This is a genomic window from Arenibacterium sp. CAU 1754, from assembly GCF_054482635.1.
Genome location: NZ_JBTLRG010000002.1, coordinates 103,349 through 121,691 on the forward strand (window position 1 = coordinate 103,349; position 18,343 = coordinate 121,691).

An 18,343-nucleotide genomic window follows, 5' to 3' on the forward strand; every position below is an offset into this window, starting at 1 on the left:
TCGTGATGCTGGCGCCACCATTTGCATCATGCTGCCCGCGGTCAAGAGTGGATCAGCGCGCCGCCGCCAGCATCGCCAATCGGATCAGCGCGCGTTCGACCAGCGCCATGGCCGGGGCCGTCTGCCCGGCCGAGCGCAGTTGCAGGTCGGTGTCGGTCAGAACCGTCAGCGCGGTTTCCAGTTTGCTCGGTCCCCAGGCCTGGGCCTGACGCACGATCCGGTCGCGGCGCGGGCCGAACACCGGGGGGCGCAGCCGCCCGACGCCTGCCGCCGCGCCGCCGGGGTCAGAGGCAGCGGTATAAAGCGTTCTGAAATGGCGCGTTGCGCCGATGCACAGGCTGACGGGGTTGGTGCCTTGTGATTCCAGCCGGCGCAGCAAGGGCCCGATTTCGCCGCTGCGGGCCTCGGCCACGACGTTCAGGACATCATCCAGCGCCGCCTCGGTCGAGCGGGGCGCGCAGGCCTCGATATCGTCAAGGGACAGGGGCGTGTCATCGCCGCGTTTGTAAAGGGCCAGCTTTTCAATGGTTTGGGCAAAGTCACCCGGCCCCAGTTCGCCCGCCAGATCGGCAAGGGCAGTCATGCCATCGGCCGGGATGTTGCGCAGCCCGCCATCGCTCAGCATCCGCTCGATCTCGGCCCGGCTGGGCGGTTCGTCATAGATGCCGACGGCATAGGCGTTGCTGTGCCCTTCGAACATCTTGCGCAGTTTCGAGGTGGGTTTCAGCGTGCCGGCGGTGACGATGATCTGGGCGTCGCCCGGTTGCCAGTCATCCAGCGCGGCCTGAACGGCGGGGGCCGCGGTGTCGTTGGCATCCTCGACAACAGCCGCGCGTGCGCCGGGGAAGAACCCGACCGCCTTGACCGCATCAAGCAATGCGGCCGGATCCTTGCGCAAATCGGCGCCGGGCATACGGGTCAGGCGCATTTCCTCGTCGGCGTTGGCGCCGAGAAGCGCGGCCAGAAGTTGCTGCCGTTTAAGGGCAATGCGCATGGAATCCGCGCCATAGATCAGCAGCCCGGTCTTGCCCGGATCGGGTTTTGCAAAATACCCGGTCGCGTCGCGCGTGCTGAGCTTCATCCCGGCAGGTCCAGCGTATAAAGCCGCGTCGTGATCTGATCGGCCAGAATGACCATCAGCCGTTCGCGCGCATCGCTTTCGGCGGCGAGTGTTTCAACGGTCGATCCGGTGGCGGAATAGCCGGTGAAATTATCGACCGCGCCCTTGGCAACAACCGTGTCGTCGGACATGCGGTGCAGGGTGAAATCGGCCTTGCCGACGATGGAAAACCGGGTGATTTCGCCCGCCGCAGTCACCGCCTGACCCTGTTGGGTCAGTGTTGGTTTAACAGCAAGACGATAGGCCGGGCTGGCGGAACGCCCCAGGCGTTCCTCGAGGTTGCGCACAAGAAGATAACTTGCCTGCGTATCGGGCGCGTCGATTGCGACGCGGCCCCGCAGAGCCGATGCGGTGCCGCCCGGCCCATAGACCGGGGTAAATCCGCAGGCGGCAAGCGCCAGCGGCATCATTAACAAGGTGCGGCGGTTAAACGACGACATTCACGATCCGGCCGGGGACAACGATGACCTTTTTCGGCGTGGCCCCATCCAACGCCTTTTGCACAGCGTCCACTGCCAGCGCGGATTTTTCAACCTCGTCCTTTGGCATATCCTTGGGCACGCTGATTTCCGCGCGGCGTTTGCCGTTGATCTGAATGGGCAGCGTGACGGTGGATTCCACTAGCATCGCGTCATCCGCCTGCGGCCACGGCGCGTGGATCACAAGGCCCTCGCCGCCCAGCATCTGCCAGATGTCTTCGGACAGGTGCGGCGTCATCGGTGACATCAACTGTGCCAGCGTGCAGGCGGCCTGTTTCCGGGCTGCGGCACCGGCCTTGGATTTGGCCAGCGTGTTGGTAAAGGCATAGAGTTTCGCGATCGCCGCGTTGAAGCCAAAGCTTTCGACGCCCAGTGTGACATCGCGAATGGCCTTGTGCATTTCGCGCAGCAGATCTTCGTCGCCCTGACCCTCGCCGGACATCTCGGCGATGTCGGCGGCCATGCGGTAGACGCGCGACAGGTGCTTGTGCGCCGCTTCGGCCCCCGATGCGGTCCATTCCACATCGCGTTCCGGCGGGCTGTCGGACAGGACGAACCAGCGCGCGGTATCGGCGCCGAACGCAGAGATGATGTTAACCGGGTCCACCACGTTTTTCTTTGATTTGGACATCTTGGCCGACGGGATCACCTCGACCGGCTGACCCGTTTCGCCCAGACGTGCGCCGCTTTCATGCCATTCGATATGTTCGGGCAGGTGATAGACCGGGCGGTCGTTTTCATCACGGGTGACATAGATTTCGTGGGTCACCATGCCTTGGGTGAACAGCGCGTCGAACGGTTCGACCGCCTTTTTCGGCAGGTGGCCGCAGATGTGCATCGCGCGGGCGAAAAAGCGCGAATAGAGCAGGTGCAGAATCGCGTGTTCGATGCCGCCGATGTACTGGTCGACATTCATCCAGTAGTCGGCGTCTTCCATCACCGTAGGCGTTTCGGCGCGCGGCGCGGTGAAACGGGCGAAATACCAGGACGAATCCACAAAGGTGTCCATCGTGTCGGTTTCGCGTTTTGCCGGTTTGCCACAGGACGGGCAGGCACAATCGCGCCATGTCGGGTGACGGTCCAGCGGGTTGCCGGGTTTGTCAAAAGTCACATCGTCAGGCAGGCGGACGGGCAGGTTTTCCTTTTTCTCGGGCACCACGCCGCAGTCATCGCAATGGACAACCGGAATCGGGCAGCCCCAATAACGTTGCCGTGACAGGCCCCAGTCACGCAGGCGGTATTTGGTAACGCCCTGGCCCCAGCCTTGTTTCTCCGCAAAATCGATGGTGGCGTCGATCGCCTCCTGACCGGTGGCCACGTCCAGACCGGCGAAATGGTCGATCCATTTCACTTTTTCGGTCTTGGGCGGCACGAAGGCTTCGGTCTCGACCGGTTTTGGATCGTCCAGCGCAAGGAACGTGTCGATCACCGGCAAATCGTATTTGTGGCAGAAATCCAGGTCGCGCTGGTCATGCGCAGGGCAGCCAAAGATCGCGCCGGTGCCATAGTCCATCAGGATGAAATTGGCGATCCAGACCGGCAGTTCCCAATCCGGGTTCAACGGGTGGCGCACCTTGATCCCGGTATCGAACCCCAGTTTGGGCGCGGTTTCGATGGCTTCTTCTGTGGTGCCGCCCTTGCGTGCCTCGACCAGGAACTCCGCCAGTTGGGGGTTGTCCTGTTCCATCGTCTTGGAAATCGGGTGATCGGGCGAGATGCCTACAAAGGACGCGCCATTCAGCGTGTCGGGGCGGGTCGTGTAAACGGTAATCGGGTCACCGCCGTCGGTCCGGTCAAAGCTGAACTGGAGGCCGCGTGATTTGCCGATCCAGTTTTCCTGCATGAGGCGGACCTTGGCGGGCCAGTTGTCCAGCGTATCGAGCGCGCTCAGCAATTCTTCGGAGAAATCCGAGATCTTGAAGAACCATTGGGTCAGTTCGCGCCGTTCCACGATGGCGCCAGACCGCCAGCCGCGCCCGGCCTCGACCTGTTCATTGGCCAGAACGGTCATGTCGACCGGGTCCCAGTTGACCACGGCGTTCTTGCGGTAAACCAGTCCCTCATCAAGGAAGTCGAGGAACAGCGCCTGCTGCTGGCCATAGTATTCGGGGTCGCAGGTGGCGAATTCGCGGGACCAGTCGATGGACAGGCCCAGCGGCTTCATCTGGCTGCGCATGTCGGCAATGTTGTCATAGGTCCAGGTCTTGGGGTGGCCACCAATGGCCATGGCAGCGTTTTCCGCTGGCATGCCGAACGCGTCCCATCCCATGGGGTGCAGAACATTGTGGCCCGTGGACATCTTGTAGCGCGCGATCACGTCGCCCATCGTGTAGTTGCGCACATGGCCCATGTGGATGCGGCCCGACGGATAGGGAAACATCTCAAGCACATAATATTTCGGCTTTTGCGCATCGCGTGTCGCCGTGAAAACGCCGGCCTTGTCCCAGGCCTCTTGCCATTTTGCTTCGATTTCCGCGGCCGAGTATCGCGACATGTGTCCGGTCCCTTAACTGAAAACGCCGGGCCAAAGCCCGGCGCCGTGATAGAATGTATTCCGGCGTCTGGCCAGACCCGGTTGATCAGAGTTTTTTGTCCCGAATGCGCAGCTGGCGGGCGCGCGACAGGATCGCATCCTCGACCGCGCGGGTCGTCGCCGCGCTGACGGCGCCGTTGCGACTTTGCAGCGAAACGTTCAGCGACCGGGCGTCGAGCGCTGGGTCACGGACATGAACAGTGGCGCGATAGGCCCGACCGCCACCCGGCGGCGTCCCGTATCCGGTCACGATCACGCCGGTGAACGGGTCGACCGACTGCACCGGCAGAAAGTTCAGAACATCCAGCGACGCCGCCCAGATATACCGGTTCACATTGACGGTCTGGTCGCCCTTGTTGGGGCCGAACACATCCCAGATGGATGATTTCGAATAGGTCTGAGCATTGCCTTCGGCGCCCAGATTCGAACCGCCATCCGGAAATGCGGTGTCCGCGCGCGGCGCTCCACCGCCCGAACGGCGCGCTCCACACGCGGCCAATCCGGCGCAGAGCGCGAGAATCAGGGTAACTTTCAGGGGCCGGTAGAACATGATCAATCAATCCTGGCACAGTCTTCGAACTTTGTCCTAAACAAGCCGACAACAGGGGGCAAGACCCTTGTGCCTGCCGCACTCTGGGGTGACAGCACTCTAAGGCAGGGGCAAATGTCCAATAAATTCGGCCTTATCATGCCCTTTGCCCGGTGCGACGTGTTCCCGGGCAACGACTGTGGCAAAGCTGCACCATCCGCCACGACTTTGCCATATTGATCGCTGGAAGCCTTGCCAAAACCGGCCCGAAAGAGCGAAACCCCTGTCCATACCCACGCCAGATTCTCTGGTTTGGGCGTATGAATTGAAAACCGAGGGAAAAACTATGAAAAAGGTTCTCTTCGCAACGACTGCGCTGATCGCAACCGCGAGCATGGCAGCAGCCGATGTTAAGATCGGCGGCTACGGCCGTTTTGGTCTGGACTACAACGACAGCAACGACCGCGCAGTAAACGGCGTTAGCTCGACCAACATCACCAGCCGTCTGCGTCTGCAGTTCGACATGTCGACCGAAACCGACGGTGGCGTGACTCTGGGTGCTCGCTTCCGTGCACAGGCTGAAAGCCGTGACAACGCACCGGGCGGCGCAGTGTTCAACGGCGCTCGCTTCTACGCAAGCACCGGTGGCTTCACTCTGGGTGTCGGTAACATCATCGGCGCGATCGAAGGCATGTCCGGCCTGTACCTGGAAACACGTACAGCTGGCATCGGCATCGACGGCGCAGGCTTCCACAGCCTGGTGACCAACGTTAACGCAACCGACGTCGACGCATCCGCGACACCGGGCGAAGGCTTCTTCGACTGGGACGCGTATTCGTCGGGCGGCGCTGGCGCGAACGGCATCGAAGTTCTGTACAAAGCTGGCGCATTCGGTGCCCACCTGTCGTACTCGACCGACAACGGCGCGACTGCAGTTGACCGCATCGCGGCCAACGTTTCCTACACCTTCGGCGACTGGACTGCCGCTCTGGGTGTCCAGGACTCCGACATCATCGGTCAGGACAAAGTCGCTGTTACCCTCGCGGGTAACCTGGGTCAGTTCGGCGTTCGTCTGGCATATGCCGACAACGACGGCATCGACAAGTTCGGCCTGTACGGCAACATGGACATCGGTTCGGCTTCGAACATCCTGCTGTTCGTGACCAGCGAAGACGCGGCTGACGCCGGTGCCATCGCTCAGGGCCGTGACAACCGTGACGTTACCGCTGGTAACGACACCGGTGGTGAAGGTGAAACCTTCGGCATCCACTACTCCTACGATCTGGGTGGCGGTGCATCGTTCGAAGCAGGCGCCGTGCGCACTTCGACCGACAACACCACTGTTCAGGCTGGTGTGTACTTCAGCTTCTAAGCTGAAACACCACGCTTGTCGTGAATTTGGGCGGGTCTTCGGACCCGCCCTTTTCTTTTGCCCTGCTGTTGTGTTTTGTGCGTCTGACACATCGGGCAAGGGGGCAAAGACATGTCACTGGAAGAAATCAAAACCCGCATCGCCGCTGCCGAGGTCAAGGCCGGGCGCGCGCCGGGGTCGACCTGTCTGATTGCCGTCTCCAAGGTGCAGCCGAACGAACGGGTGCAGGCCGTTCTGGAGCAGGGACATCGCATTTTTGGCGAAAACCGTGTGCAGGAGGCCGCCGGAAAATGGCCCGCCTTTCGTGAACAGTATGACGGCATCCAGCTGCACCTGATCGGGCCGCTGCAAACCAACAAGGCGCGCCAGGCGATGGACCTGTGCAATGCGATCCACACGCTGGACCGCCCCAAGCTGGCCAAGACCCTGGCCCGGCTGGCGCAGGAACGGGGCGCCTGCCCCGATCTGTTCATTCAGGTTAACACCGGGGAAGAGCCGCAAAAGGCAGGGGTTTTACCGTCCGATGCCGATACGTTTATTTCCGATTGTCTGGCGCTGGATTTGCCGGTGAAGGGTCTGATGTGCATTCCGCCGGTCGAGGAAGAACCCAGCCTGCACTTTGCCCTGCTGGCCAAGATCGCAGGCCGCAATGGGTTGGCCGGTTTGTCGATGGGGATGAGCGGCGATTTTGAAACGGCCATTGCGCTGGGCGCGACGCATGTCCGCGTTGGATCAGCGATTTTCGGGGAGCGTGTGGCGCAAGGCTGATCAGCGCACGATCAGCCGTGTTTCAACGCTCAGGTGCCGTGCGATCCAATGAAGGTTGTCGCGGCGCAGTGCGATGCACCCTTCGGTCGGGAAACAGGGGCGCCGCCATTGGTGGATGAATATGGCCGAGCCGCGCCCCGGCACCGCATGCGGCCAGTTCCAGTCCGTCAAAACGACCAGATCGTACAAAGGATCGGCCCGGCGCAACTGTTCGTGGCTGAAGCCATGCGGCGCGCGCACCATCATGTTGTAGTCCGGGTCGTCCATACCGTCCGACCACAGATCGCCGGGGCGGATTGGGACAGCCCACGGGGTCGGGCGTGCGATCCGGTCGGGCCGAAAAAGCATGCCGACTATGCGGTGCGTCCCGCGCGGCGTCGCGCCGTCGCCTTCGCGCTTGTCACTGCTCAGTCCGCCCTTGCCGATGGTGCAGGGAAACAGGCGGCCCCGGAACCGCAGCCCCCGGGGCGACAGAACCAAGTCCTGCGGTGTCACAGCAAATGCCCGGATTTTTCCGCCTTGGTCGCAAGGTAGCCGACGTTATGCGCGGTTTCCCCAACCTTGAGAGGCACCCGTTCGGCCACCTTGATTCCGGTTTTTTCCATCATCGCGATCTTGGCCGGGTTGTTCGTCAACAACCGGACCGAGGAAAACCCTAGCGATTTCAGGACGTCGGCCCCAAGGCGGAAATCACGTTCGTCATCCTCGAACCCGAGGCGATGATTGGCCTCGACCGTGTCGAAACCCTGATCCTGAAGGGAATAGGCGCGCATCTTGTTGGCCAGCCCGATGCCGCGCCCCTCCTGGTTGAGGTAGAGCAGGATACCCGCACCTTCGGCCCCCATCTGGGCCAGTGCGCCGCGCAGCTGCGGGCCGCAATCGCATTTAAGGCTGCCCAGCAGGTCACCGGTGAAGCACGCGGAATGCAGGCGCGCCAGAACCGGTTGTGACCGATCCGGGCGGCCGATTTCAACGGCGTAATGTTCCTCGCCCCCGTCTTCGGGACGGAACACGTGCAGGCGACCGGCTTCGGATACTTCAAGCGGCAAGCGGGCACTGACCACCTCTTGCAGGGGGCTGCGTTCGCCCAGATGTTCGGCGGCGGCACTCAGGTCAATGCGGGTCAGACCGTGGGTCTGGGCGAAATCGCTGTCCGGGGCGATCCCGGCAATGACGCAGGCCGGCAAAAGGCGGGCCGACTTGGCCAGCGCAATTGCCATGCGATGCAGATCGGCGGTCCCATCACGGCAGGATTTCAGCGGCCCTTTCATCGGAGCGTTCAGGTCGTCACGCGGGTCGGCAATGGACCGGATCCAATCCAGCGCCTCGGACTTGGGCAGGATCACGCGGGCAAGATCGCCGTCATAGGCACGCGCCTTGAGCGTTTCGGCCCGGCGTGCGGTGATGGCAATGACGGGCGCAGGATCCAGCGCGCGGATGTCCGCCAGACGCTCGGCGCTCAGGGTTTCGGCGGCGATGGCCACAACGCTCTGGTCTGCGTCTGCCAGCACGACGGGCAGCCCCATGCGCAAATCGGCGCGGGCCCGGGCCAAAAGCTCGGTAATGTCAGGGGCAAGGCTCATGGGTTACTTCCCGTCAGAATTTGTGCATTACCTAAGGTGTCTTTGTCGGAATGTGAAATATTTACCCCGTACGGGACACGTCACCGTGAAAAGATTGCAGTATTTCTTGCCGAAATCGTGTGTTGGGCACATCTGATTATCAGGACTGGAGGACGCATTATGGCGCAACTGAAGAAATTGCTTTTGGTGGATGACGACGATGACCTGCGCGACGCGCTGAGCGAGCAGTTGGTCATGACCGAAGATTTCGACGTTTTCGAAGCCTCGGACGGGCACAGCGCGATGGAGCGGTCCAAAGAGGCATTGTATGACCTGATCATTCTGGACGTGGGCCTGCCCGATACGGATGGCCGCGAATTGTGCAAGCTGATGCGCAAACAGGGCGTAAAGGCCCCGATCCTGATGCTGACCGGGCATGACAGCGACTCGGACACCATTCTGGGTCTCGATGCCGGCGCCAATGATTACGTGACCAAGCCGTTCAAGTTTCCGGTGCTTCTGGCGCGTATCCGCGCACAACTGCGCCAGCACGAACAATCCGAGGATGCGGTTTTCACCCTTGGGCCATACACGTTCAAACCCGCGATGAAGTTGCTCATCACCGAGGATGATCGCAAAATCCGCCTGACCGAGAAAGAAACCAACATTCTCAAGTTTCTATACCGCTCGTCCGAGGGCGTGGTGGCGCGCGATGTGTTGCTGCACGAGGTCTGGGGATACAATGCCGGGGTCACGACCCACACGCTGGAAACCCATATCTACCGTCTGCGCCAGAAGATCGAGCCGGACCCTTCGAACGCGCGCTTGCTGGTCACCGAGTCTGGTGGCTATCGCCTTGTTGCATAACACGTATAGGTTGAGTAATGTGATCTGTATCAACGACGGGATCACAGGCCGTCACCTAGAGTGATTCTCAACCCGTGCATGTCCGGGTAATGACATGTACCTCCCTGTTGGACTTGGCCGGGCCTCGTGCCCGGTCTTTTTTTGCGCCCTGATCCCGTAGCGGTGCCACGACGCGGAGCTTCCGTCCGGGTGAAATGGCATCCAAGGGGGAGTGACCCCGGCATATTCCCGACCTATCGTCGCGCCAGTACAGTTGCCCCCTGGATATTGCATTTGGACCTTGGTGTTTTCTTGTTTTCCGCGCTCTCGGCCTGTTTGATCGCGCTGGGCATTGTGCTGACGCAATTCGGTCTCAGGCATTTGTCTGCCCTTGCGGGGGCTGCGGTCAGCATCCCGACCAGCGCAACCATGTTTTTGGTGATGTCCTTTGCCATGTCGGAATGGAGCGGTTGGCAACATGACAGCGCGATAACCTTCGCCATTGCCGGACTTTTCTATCCGGCGGCGGTGACACTGCTGAATTTCACCTCGAACCGCAGATTGGGGCCGAACATGACCGCGGCCATGGGCAACCTGACGCCGCTGTTCGCGGTTGCGCTGGCGGTGCTTGCGCTGGGCGAGGTTCCGACAACAGGTCAGGTGATCGGCATTTTCGTGATCTTGTCGGGTCTGTTCCTTTTGGCGTCCGACCGCCGCCGCGCCTTTCCGGCGGCAAGTCTATGGCTGATCCTTATCCCGCTGTCGGGGGCGGTCCTGCGCGGCAGCGCACAGCCCCTTGTCAAATTCGGGTTGCAGGGCTGGCCCAGCGCACTGGCAGCGGCCACGATCGGCTATGTGGTTTCGGCGGGCGTCATCTGGACCGCGTGCCTGTTTATCCGCAGCCAGCGGGGCGGGTATTCGCGGCGTTCGTTTGCGTGGTTCGTGGCCATCGGCATTTGCAACGGTCTGGCCCTACTGACGCTCTACGCCGCGCTGGAAAGAGGATCGGTCACGGCTGTGGCCCCGGTGGTTGCGACCTATCCGTTGATAACCTTCGGGATGAGCCGCCTGATCCATCGCGATGCGACTGTCTCCTTGCACAGTCTGGCGGGCATCGCCATGTCAGTGCTGGGCGTGATCCTGCTTGTCAGCTTGTGACAGGAACCGGGTTTCGCCCATCTGTCGCATCCACTAGGATCGCCGCGCATATCCGGAGAATACACATGCCCTTTACCCTGGCCACATGGAACATCAATTCGGTCCGCCTGCGCGAACCGATCGTTCTGAAACTTCTGCAAGAAGAACGCCCCGATGTTCTGTGCCTGCAGGAATGCAAATCGCCGGTCGACAAGATCCCGACCGAAGGGTTTCGCGCGCTGGGTTATGAACACATGATTGCGCGCGGCCAAAAGGGGTACAACGGCGTTGCGATCCTGTCGAAACTGCCGATCAAGGAGGTGGGGTCCGAGGATTTCGCCAGCCTTGGCCATGCGCGCCATATCGCGGGGCAACTGGAAAACGGGGTCACGATCCACAACTTTTACGTGCCGGCAGGGGGCGACAAGCCCGACCGCGACGTGAACGAGAAATTCGGCCAGAAACTCGATTACCTGACCGAGATGCGGGATTGGTTTTTTGCGCAGAAACCGCAGAAATCGATCCTTGTGGGCGATCTGAACATCGCCCCGCGCGAGGATGACGTCTGGAACCACAAACAGCTTTTGAAGATCGTCAGCCACACCCCGATCGAGGTGGAACACCTCGGCGCGGTGCAGGATGCGGGCGACTGGGTGGATGTCACCCGACAGGACATTCCCGAGGGGCTGCTTTACAGCTGGTGGTCCTATCGCGCGCGCGACTGGTCGGCGGCGGACAAGGGGCGCCGCCTTGATCATGTGTGGGCGACCAAAGATATCGGCAACGCCGGTCATTCCAGCCGGATTTTGCGAGATGCGCGCGGATGGGACAAACCCAGTGACCACGCCCCGGTATTTTCGACTTTCGATTTGTAAGGCTTTGACATCACGGCCGGGGCCTCACATATGAGGGGCTGACCGACTGGCAAACAAGGAATATCAACATGGAACTGGATCTTTCAGGCGCAGCACCGGCTGCGGATTTGATCAAGGACACGACCGAAGCCACGTTCATGGCAGATGTGGTCGAAACATCGAAGGACGTGCCGGTCATCGTTGATTTCTGGGCGCCATGGTGTGGCCCGTGCAAAACGCTGGGCCCGATGCTGGAAGACGCCGTGAAAGCTGCCAAAGGCGCGGTGAAAATGGTCAAGGTGAACGTGGACGAGGCGCAGATGATCGCCGGTCAGCTTCAGATCCAGTCGATCCCGACGGTTTATGCCTTTCACAACGGTCAGCCCATCGACGGGTTTCAGGGCGCGGTTCCCGCATCCGAGATCAAGGCGTTTGTCGACCGCATCGTTTCGGCCGCCGGCGGCGAGGCCCCGGGTGAAACGCTGAATGCGGCGATCGAGGCAGCTGAATCCATGCTCGCCGAAGGCGCGGCCGTGGATGCGGCCCAGACCTTTGCCGCCATCCTGGGGGAAGAGCCCAACAACGCCGCCGCCTATGGTGGTCTGGTGCGCGCCCATATCGCCATGGACGATCTGGATCAGGCCGAGGCGATCCTGAATGGCGCCCCCGCCGAGATTTCACAGGCCCCCGAACTGGAGGCCGCGCATGCGCAACTGGAACTGGCCAAACAGGCCGCTGATGCCGGCCCCGTTGCCGATCTGACCACGGCGGTCGAGGCGGAGCCCGACAATCATCAGGCACGGTTCGATCTTGCCCAAGCGCTGTATGCCTCGGGTCAGGTAGAGGAAGCGGTCGATCACCTTCTGGACCTGTTCCGCCGTGACCGCGAATGGAATGACGGCGCGGCCAAGACCCAGCTGTTTACCATTTTCGATGCGCTCAAGCCGAATGACCCGGTGGTTCTGAACGGACGTCGCAAGCTCAGCTCGATGATATTTGCCTAACGGCGTGTCAGGGCTAGACTGTAGCGTATGATCCAATCAGCCGATCTGCCCGACACGATCCCCGTGTTTCCTTTGCCGGGGGCGTTGTTGCTGCCGCGGTCGCGGTTGCCGCTGCACATATTTGAGCCGCGGTATCTTCAGATGCTTGAAGATGCGTTGAAAACGCCCCAGCGGCTGATCGGTATGGTTCAGCCCAACCCGCGCCCGGGCAGTGACAAGGACCTGCACAGCATCGGCTGTGGCGGGCGAGTCACCCAGTTTTCCGAAACCGAGGATGGGCGCTATATGATCACGCTGGCCGGAATCTCGCGATTCCGGATCGAACACGAGATCGACGGTTTTCAGCCCTATCGCAAATGCGAGGTGTCCTGGAGCGGGTTCGACCGCGATCTGGGCAGTTGCGAGACCGACCCCGGTTTTGACAGGCCAACCTTCATGCAGCTGCTTGAACGGTTGTTTTCAAGCCGCCAGTTGTCGACGGACTGGGATACGCTGAACGATGCCGACGACGAATTGCTGATCAATTCCCTGTCGATGCTGCTGGATTTCAGCCCCGAGGACAAACAGGCGCTTCTTGAGGCGCCATCGCTGACCACCCGGCGCGAAACCCTCGTCACGCTGATCGAATTTTCCATGCGCGGCGGAGCGAATGAGGAGACCTGGCAATGAGCGATCGAAAACCCAAATTTGAGCGCAGCATGCTTGAGGCGCTGATCTGTCCCAGGACACACAGTACGCTGGAATACGATGCCGCGCGTCAGGAGCTGGTGTCCAAGGCCGCCGGTCTGGCCTTTCCCATCCGCAACGGCATTCCGATCATGCTTCTGGACGAGGCGCGCCCGCTCGATTGAGGCAGGCGGCGCCAGCCGATCCTGACAGGGGCCGTATCGGCCGACCGAGCGTTGCAGATCGCGCATACACGTCCGCCCGTCTTTTTCCCAATGCATTGCTTTCGCGGGTCATCTGCGCGACCTAAAAGGGCACTGCATGATCTGGATCGGCTCACCAAGAGGAAACTGCCTTGCAAACACCCTATTATCTGATCGACAAGGCACGCCTTTTGCCGAACCTGGAAAAGATCGCCTGGCTGCGTGACGCATCGGGGGCAAAATCTTTGCTGGCGTTGAAATGCTTTGCCACCTGGTCGGTGTTTGATTTCATGGCCGGGTACATGGACGGCTCGACCTCATCGTCGCTTTATGAGGTCAAACTGGGGTACACGAAGTTTCCCGGCGAAACACATGCCTATTCCGTGGCCTATGCGGATCATGAGATCGCAGAGGTCCTGGCGCATTGCGACAAGATCATTTTCAACTCGATCGGTCAGTTGACCAAATTCGACGGCCCGTCGCAAAACCATGTGCGGGGCCTGCGGGTAAATCCGGGCGTGTCGACCTCAGACTTTGATCTGGCCGATCCGGCCCGGCCCTTCAGCCGTCTGGGCGAACATGACCCGGCGCAGATCGCCGCGGTCGCGGACCGGATCAGCGGCCTGATGTTCCACAACAATTGCGAGAACGACGACTTTGACCGGTTTGACGAGATGCTGACTCTGATCGAAACCCGTTTTGCCGAGTCCCTGCACAAGATGGACTGGGTCAGCCTGGGCGGCGGAATACACTTTACCGGCGATGGCTATCCCCTGGAGCGTCTTGCCGAGCGTTTGAAAAGGTTTGCAGACACATTCGGCGTTCAGGTCTATCTGGAGCCGGGCGAGGCCGCGATCACAGGGGCGGCGACGCTTGAGGTGACAGTTCTCGATACGCTGTTCAACGGCAAGAACCTTGCCATCGTCGACAGTTCGATCGAGGCGCATATGCTGGATCTTCTCATCTACCGGGAATCCGCAAAAATCAGCCCGGATACGGGCGATCACCAATGGATGATCTGCGGAAAATCCTGCCTTGCAGGCGATATCTTTGGCGAGTTTCGGTTTGACGCACCGCTGAAAGCGGGTGACCGGATTTCGTTTCAGGACGCCGCAGGCTATACCATGGTCAAGAAGAACTGGTTCAACGGCGTGAAAATGCCCAGCATCGCCGTCCGGGAACTTGATGGAACCACGCGGCTGGTGCGCGACTTTGGCTACGATGATTTCGTCGCGGCCCTTTCCTGAAAATCAACACACAAACTCAAGAGGTCTTTTGGATACATGAAACGCAATGTTCTTGTCATCGGTGCGGGTGGCGTCGCTCAGGTTGTGGCGCATAAATGTGCGCAGAATAACGATGTGCTGGGCGACCTGCATATTGCCAGCCGCACGATTTCGAAATGCGACGCGATCATTCAGAGCGTGCATGACAAGAATGCGATGAAGCAGGACGGCGTGTTCAAGGCGCATGCGGTGGACGCCATGGATACGGATGCCGTGGTGGCGCTGATCAAGGAGACCGGCGCGCAGATCGTGATCAATGTGGGTTCGCCTTTCGTGAACATGTCGGTGCTCGAGGCTTGCATCCAGACCGGCGCCGCCTATATCGACACCGCGATTCACGAAGACCCGACCAAGATTTGTGAAACGCCGCCGTGGTACGCGAATTACGAATGGAAACGCCGGGACGATTGCGCACAGGCCGGGGTCACCGCGATCCTTGGCGCAGGCTTTGATCCGGGGATGGTCAACGCCTTTGCCCGCTTTGCGGTGGACGAGTTCATGGACGAGGTTCAGTCCATCGACATCGTCGATATCAACGCCGGCACCCACGGGCGGTATTTCTCGACCAACTTCGACCCCGAAATCAACTTTCGCGAATTCACCGGCACCGTTTACAGCTGGCAGCAGGGCGCGTGGCAAAGCAACAAGATGTTCGAAGTGGGCCGCGAGTGGGATCTGCCCGTTGTCGGCAAGCAAAAGGCATATCTGTCCGGCCATGACGAGGTGCATTCGCTCGCCGCGAATTACCCGCAGGCCGACATCCGGTTCTGGATGGGGTTCGGGGATCATTACATCAACGTCTTTACCGTGCTGCAAAACCTTGGCCTGTTGTCCGAACAACCGGTCGTGACGGCCGAAGGTCTTGAGGTTGTACCGCTAAAGGTGGTCAAGGCCGTGCTTCCGGATCCTTCAAGCCTCGCGCCTGATTACACGGGCAAGACCTGTATCGGTGATCTGGTCAAGGGCACCAAGGATGGGGAAGAAGTCGAAGTCTTTGTCTACAACGTCGCGGATCACAAGGAGGCCTATAACGAAGTTGGCAGCCAGGGCATTTCCTATACCGCTGGCGTGCCACCCGTGGCTGTGGCGATGTTGATCGCTGACGGAACATATGACCTCGGGGCCATGAAGAATGTTGAGGAGCTTGATCCCAAGCCGCTCTTTTCATTGCTGGACGACATCGGCCTGCCGACCCGCGTCAAGGACGCCAAGGGGGATCGCAGCTGGAAAGACGCCTAGGGCCAATGCCCGGCCCTGACCGCCTTGCTTAAATCGGCCGCCCCTGCATCAGCCGGGGCAGGTCGCCGGTCAGGCCCGCGGCCTCGCGGATGAACCCGCGGCGCAGGGATGGGGCGGCATTGACCAGCCCCATGCCCAGATCACGGCCCAGCCGCAACAGTGGGTTGTCATTTGAAAACAGCCGGTTGAACACATCCGTCGCCATGCTGAGCGTGGCGGTGTCGAACCGGCGCCATTGCTGATAGCGCTCTAGAACCAGCGGCGATCCGATGTCTTCTCCACGCCGCGCGGCCAGTGTCAGCGTTTCCGCCAATGCGCCCACATCGCGCAGGCCCGCGTTCAACCCCTGACCGGCAATCGGGTGCATCCCGTGGGCCGCATCCCCGATCAGGGCCATGCGGTCGGCAATGAAACTGTTGGCGACGGTCAGGTTCAGCGGATAGGTGAACCGTCTCCCTTCCAGATGGATTTCGCCAAGGAAATCACCGAAGCGTGGGCGCAGAACCTCGAGGTATCCGTCGTCATCCAGCGCGTTGATCCGGGCGGCCATTTCGTTGCTTTCGCTCCAGACGATGGAGGAGCGGTTGCCGGTCAGCGGCAGGATAGCCAGCGGACCGGGTGGCATGAAGAATTGATGCGCAATGCCGTTGTGGGGCAATTCATGTCCGATGGCGCACACCAGCGCGGTCTGCCCATAATCCCACCCGGTGCGTTTTATCCCGGCGCGCTGGGCCGTTCCGCTTGCGCGCCCGTCCGATCCAACCAGCAGGCTGCCGGTGATGTCGCGCCCGTCGTCCAGTGTGACGGACACACCGCCGGGGGAAACCGATTGCGCGACAACCGTCTGGCCGTTGATCTGGGTGATCTTCGGTTCATCCTGCATCGCGTCCAGAAAGGCGCGTCGCAGGTGGCGATCCTCGACCATATAGCCCATCGGGCCTTCTTCGATCTCGGCATGGTCGAAATGTAGGAAGAACGGCGAGGGTCCCTGACCGGCATTGCCGTCGGTGACCTTGATCTCAAGCATCGGCTGGGCCTGATCCTCGACCCGGGGCCACACGCCAATCACCTGCAACAGACGTTGGGATGTCAGCGCCAGCGCATAAGAGCGCCCGTCGAACCCGGCATCCTTGCGCACGGAGGTATCCAGCGCATCGATGATGGTGACGCCCTGGCCCGTCTGGGCCAGCGCAAGGGCCAGGGCCGTGCCATTCAGCCCGCCGCCCACGATGATGATGTCGCGATTTCCGCTCATAGCCCGCAATATGCGGTTGCGATCAGGATTGTCCATGCGTGCCGCTGTCGCTACCGTTCGAAAAATCAATGCGCAGGGGGATTTCGACATGCAAAAGTGGCTGACCATGACGGCCGGCGATCTGGGCCGGGGCATTGCCGCCGGTGACATCGATCCCGTTGCCCTGACCCGGACCTATCTCGATGCGATCGACGCCCATCCTCTCAGCCCGCGGATCTATGCCCGGGTCACGCCCGAGCGCGCCTTGGCCGAGGCCCGTGCCGCACAGGCACGTGCGCAGGCCGGGCGGCGGTTGTCGCTGCTGGATGGGGTGCCGATCAGTTGGAAGGACCTGTTTGATACCGCCGGGATCGTGACCGAGGCGGGTTCGGACCTATTAAAAGACCGGGTGCCTGATGCCGACGCGCAGGTGCTGCGCAATGCGACGGCGGCGGGGCTGGTCTGTCTGGGCAAGACCCACATGAGCGAACTGGCCTTTTCTGGGCTGGGCCATAACCCTGTCAAGGAAAGCCCTCCTTGCGTGAATGACGCGGGGGCGGTTTCGGGGGGGTCGTCCTCGGGGGCGGCGACGTCGGTGGCGTTCGACCTTGCGGCCTGCGGGATCGGCTCTGACACCGGCGGGTCGGTGCGTGTGCCTGCCGCCTGGAACGATCTGGTTGGGCTGAAAACCACCGCCGGGCGCGTCAGCCTGGAAGGGGTCGTCCCGCTGTGCCTGAAATTCGACACCGTTGGCCCGCTGGCCCGCAGTGTCGAGGACGCCGCATTGATGCTGGCCGCGCTGGAGGGGGGGCGACCCGCTGATCTGCGCGGCGCGTCCCTGAACGGGCGCCGTTTTGCCATTCTGGACACCATTACCTTGGACGATCTGCGCGATGCCCCGGCGGCGGCGTTTCAATCCGCGGTCACGCGGCTTGAATCGGCGGGCGCGACGATTGAAACGGTGAAGGTTCCGGAACTGATCGATGCCTTTGCCATGTCTGGCGTTCTCTATACCGCCGAAGCCTATGGGCTGTGGCGGGACGTGATCGAGGCGAACCCGGGCGTGATGTACCCCGAAATCCTTGAGCGGTTCCGCCTGGGCGGGCAGCATTCCGGCGCGGATTATGTCGCGGCTTGGGCCAAACTGGAAAAGATCCGCACGATCTATGACCGGGCGACGGCCGGGTATGATGCGGTGCTGTGCCCCAGCGTTCCGATCCTGCCGCCCAATCTGGACCAACTGGTTGCCGATCACGCGTTTTACGTGTCCGAAAACCTGCTGACCCTGCGCAATACGCGGGTGGGCAACCTGATGGGCCTTGCCGCGCTGACCCTGCCCACGGGCACGCCAAGTTGCGGTTTGATGATGATGAGCCCGCCCGACACCGAAGAAGCGCTTTTGCGCCTTGGTGCGGCGGCCGAGGCGGCGTTGGCCTAAAAACCACAAATCGCAGTTCTTGCGCCCGGTTTGGCTGGACGCAGGCGTTAGGCATCTGTACCTTAAGACAAAA

The 18,343-nt window shown here is 61.2% G+C and carries 18 protein-coding genes; 11 read left to right on the forward strand and 7 right to left on the reverse strand.

Annotated features, from left to right (window positions below):
• Positions 1-52: 52 nt before the first annotated feature.
• The 4 genes from holA to ACXYMO_RS07150 form a co-directional block, all read right to left on the reverse strand.
• The gene (gene holA, locus ACXYMO_RS07135) at positions 53-1,081 is read right to left on the reverse strand and encodes a DNA polymerase III subunit delta (RefSeq protein WP_458878001.1); all 1,029 of its coding nucleotides are present in this window, start codon (positions 1,079-1,081) and stop codon (positions 53-55) included.
• Positions 1,078-1,560, reverse strand: coding sequence for an LPS assembly lipoprotein LptE (lptE, locus tag ACXYMO_RS07140; RefSeq protein WP_458878002.1), 483 nt, complete (start codon positions 1,558-1,560; stop codon positions 1,078-1,080). Before lptE ends, holA begins: the two co-directional genes overlap by 4 nt.
• Entirely contained in the window at positions 1,547-4,093 is a 2,547-nt protein-coding gene (gene leuS, locus ACXYMO_RS07145; protein ID WP_458878003.1) for a leucine--tRNA ligase, read from the reverse strand. Before leuS ends, lptE begins: the two co-directional genes overlap by 14 nt.
• Positions 4,094-4,178: 85 nt before the next feature.
• Complete coding sequence (locus ACXYMO_RS07150; RefSeq protein WP_458879057.1) at positions 4,179-4,685, reverse strand: DUF3576 domain-containing protein; 507 nt, start codon at positions 4,683-4,685, stop codon at positions 4,179-4,181.
• A gap of 322 nt (positions 4,686-5,007) precedes the next feature.
• Here ACXYMO_RS07150 and ACXYMO_RS07155 point away from each other — a divergent pair, with 322 nt between their 5' ends.
• Positions 5,008-6,033 carry a porin gene (locus ACXYMO_RS07155; RefSeq protein ID WP_458878004.1) on the forward strand — a complete coding sequence of 342 codons (1,026 nt, stop codon included), beginning with the start codon at positions 5,008-5,010 and terminating at the stop codon, positions 6,031-6,033.
• A 111-nt stretch (positions 6,034-6,144) separates the two neighbouring features.
• Positions 6,145-6,801: a YggS family pyridoxal phosphate-dependent enzyme gene (locus ACXYMO_RS07160; RefSeq protein WP_458878005.1), complete on the forward strand. Its 657-nt coding sequence runs from the start codon at positions 6,145-6,147 to the stop codon at positions 6,799-6,801.
• On the opposite strand, the gene ACXYMO_RS07165 is transcribed toward ACXYMO_RS07160, so the two are convergent.
• Positions 6,802-7,296 carry a L,D-transpeptidase family protein gene (locus ACXYMO_RS07165; RefSeq protein WP_458878006.1) on the reverse strand — a complete coding sequence of 165 codons (495 nt, stop codon included), beginning with the start codon at positions 7,294-7,296 and terminating at the stop codon, positions 6,802-6,804. It abuts the gene before it with no gap.
• Positions 7,293-8,384, reverse strand: coding sequence for a GTP cyclohydrolase II (ribA, locus tag ACXYMO_RS07170; protein ID WP_458878008.1), 1,092 nt, complete (start codon positions 8,382-8,384; stop codon positions 7,293-7,295). The genes ACXYMO_RS07165 and ribA overlap by 4 nt, the downstream gene beginning before the upstream one ends.
• Before the next feature lie 159 nt (positions 8,385-8,543).
• Between ribA and ACXYMO_RS07175 the strand changes: the two genes are divergently transcribed.
• From ACXYMO_RS07175 to ACXYMO_RS07210, 8 genes are all read left to right on the forward strand, one after another.
• Positions 8,544-9,230 (forward strand): response regulator transcription factor, encoded by a 687-nt coding sequence (locus ACXYMO_RS07175; RefSeq protein ID WP_458878009.1) that lies wholly within the window; start codon positions 8,544-8,546, stop codon positions 9,228-9,230.
• 273 nt (positions 9,231-9,503) lie between these two features.
• Positions 9,504-10,367: an EamA family transporter gene (locus tag ACXYMO_RS07180; RefSeq protein ID WP_458878010.1), complete on the forward strand. Its 864-nt coding sequence runs from the start codon at positions 9,504-9,506 to the stop codon at positions 10,365-10,367.
• A 65-nt stretch (positions 10,368-10,432) separates the two neighbouring features.
• Complete coding sequence (locus ACXYMO_RS07185) at positions 10,433-11,221, forward strand: exodeoxyribonuclease III (protein WP_458878011.1); 789 nt, start codon at positions 10,433-10,435, stop codon at positions 11,219-11,221.
• Positions 11,222-11,289: 68 nt separating this feature from the next.
• Positions 11,290-12,204, forward strand: a complete 915-nt coding sequence (gene trxA, locus ACXYMO_RS07190) for a thioredoxin (protein WP_458878012.1) — start codon at positions 11,290-11,292, stop codon at positions 12,202-12,204.
• Between the two features lie 27 nt (positions 12,205-12,231).
• Positions 12,232-12,873 (forward strand): LON peptidase substrate-binding domain-containing protein, encoded by a 642-nt coding sequence (locus tag ACXYMO_RS07195; RefSeq protein ID WP_458878013.1) that lies wholly within the window; start codon positions 12,232-12,234, stop codon positions 12,871-12,873.
• On the forward strand, positions 12,870-13,055 hold the full coding sequence (locus tag ACXYMO_RS07200) for a Trm112 family protein (protein ID WP_458878014.1): 186 nt from the start codon (positions 12,870-12,872) through the stop codon (positions 13,053-13,055). The genes ACXYMO_RS07195 and ACXYMO_RS07200 overlap by 4 nt, the downstream gene beginning before the upstream one ends.
• Before the next feature lie 170 nt (positions 13,056-13,225).
• Positions 13,226-14,320, forward strand: coding sequence for a carboxynorspermidine decarboxylase (locus tag ACXYMO_RS07205; RefSeq protein WP_458878015.1), 1,095 nt, complete (start codon positions 13,226-13,228; stop codon positions 14,318-14,320).
• Positions 14,321-14,356: 36 nt separating this feature from the next.
• Complete coding sequence (locus ACXYMO_RS07210; RefSeq protein ID WP_458878016.1) at positions 14,357-15,598, forward strand: saccharopine dehydrogenase family protein; 1,242 nt, start codon at positions 14,357-14,359, stop codon at positions 15,596-15,598.
• Between the two features lie 28 nt (positions 15,599-15,626).
• Here the strand turns inward: ACXYMO_RS07210 and ACXYMO_RS07215 are convergent, their stop codons facing one another.
• A complete protein-coding gene (locus ACXYMO_RS07215; protein WP_458878017.1) occupies positions 15,627-16,853 on the reverse strand; it encodes an FAD-dependent monooxygenase in 1,227 nt (408 codons plus the stop codon).
• An 88-nt stretch (positions 16,854-16,941) separates the two neighbouring features.
• On the opposite strand from ACXYMO_RS07215, the gene ACXYMO_RS07220 reads away from it, so the two are divergent.
• The gene (locus ACXYMO_RS07220) at positions 16,942-18,270 is read left to right on the forward strand and encodes an amidase (RefSeq protein ID WP_458879058.1); all 1,329 of its coding nucleotides are present in this window, start codon (positions 16,942-16,944) and stop codon (positions 18,268-18,270) included.
• The last annotated feature ends 73 nt before the right edge of the window (positions 18,271-18,343 follow it).

Excerpts from the sequence above, each read along its gene's own strand:
- leuS (WP_458878003.1), bottom strand. The coding sequence starts at position 4,093 with ATGTCGCGATACTCGGCCGCGGAAATCGAAGCAAAATGGCAAGAGGCC.
- ACXYMO_RS07220 (WP_458879058.1), top strand. The coding sequence starts at position 16,942 with ATGCAAAAGTGGCTGACCATGACGGCCGGCGATCTGGGCCGGGGCATT.
- lptE (WP_458878002.1), bottom strand. The coding sequence starts at position 1,560 with ATGTCGTCGTTTAACCGCCGCACCTTGTTAATGATGCCGCTGGCGCTT.
- ACXYMO_RS07210 (WP_458878016.1), top strand. The coding sequence starts at position 14,357 with ATGAAACGCAATGTTCTTGTCATCGGTGCGGGTGGCGTCGCTCAGGTT.
- trxA (WP_458878012.1), top strand. The coding sequence starts at position 11,290 with ATGGAACTGGATCTTTCAGGCGCAGCACCGGCTGCGGATTTGATCAAG.
- ribA (WP_458878008.1), bottom strand. The coding sequence starts at position 8,384 with ATGAGCCTTGCCCCTGACATTACCGAGCTTTTGGCCCGGGCCCGCGCC.
- ACXYMO_RS07200 (WP_458878014.1), top strand. The coding sequence starts at position 12,870 with ATGAGCGATCGAAAACCCAAATTTGAGCGCAGCATGCTTGAGGCGCTG.
- ACXYMO_RS07155 (WP_458878004.1), top strand. The coding sequence starts at position 5,008 with ATGAAAAAGGTTCTCTTCGCAACGACTGCGCTGATCGCAACCGCGAGC.
- ACXYMO_RS07215 (WP_458878017.1), bottom strand. The coding sequence starts at position 16,853 with ATGAGCGGAAATCGCGACATCATCATCGTGGGCGGCGGGCTGAATGGC.
- ACXYMO_RS07175 (WP_458878009.1), top strand. The coding sequence starts at position 8,544 with ATGGCGCAACTGAAGAAATTGCTTTTGGTGGATGACGACGATGACCTG.
- ACXYMO_RS07185 (WP_458878011.1), top strand. The coding sequence starts at position 10,433 with ATGCCCTTTACCCTGGCCACATGGAACATCAATTCGGTCCGCCTGCGC.
- ACXYMO_RS07160 (WP_458878005.1), top strand. The coding sequence starts at position 6,145 with ATGTCACTGGAAGAAATCAAAACCCGCATCGCCGCTGCCGAGGTCAAG.
- ACXYMO_RS07195 (WP_458878013.1), top strand. The coding sequence starts at position 12,232 with ATGATCCAATCAGCCGATCTGCCCGACACGATCCCCGTGTTTCCTTTG.
- holA (WP_458878001.1), bottom strand. The coding sequence starts at position 1,081 with ATGAAGCTCAGCACGCGCGACGCGACCGGGTATTTTGCAAAACCCGAT.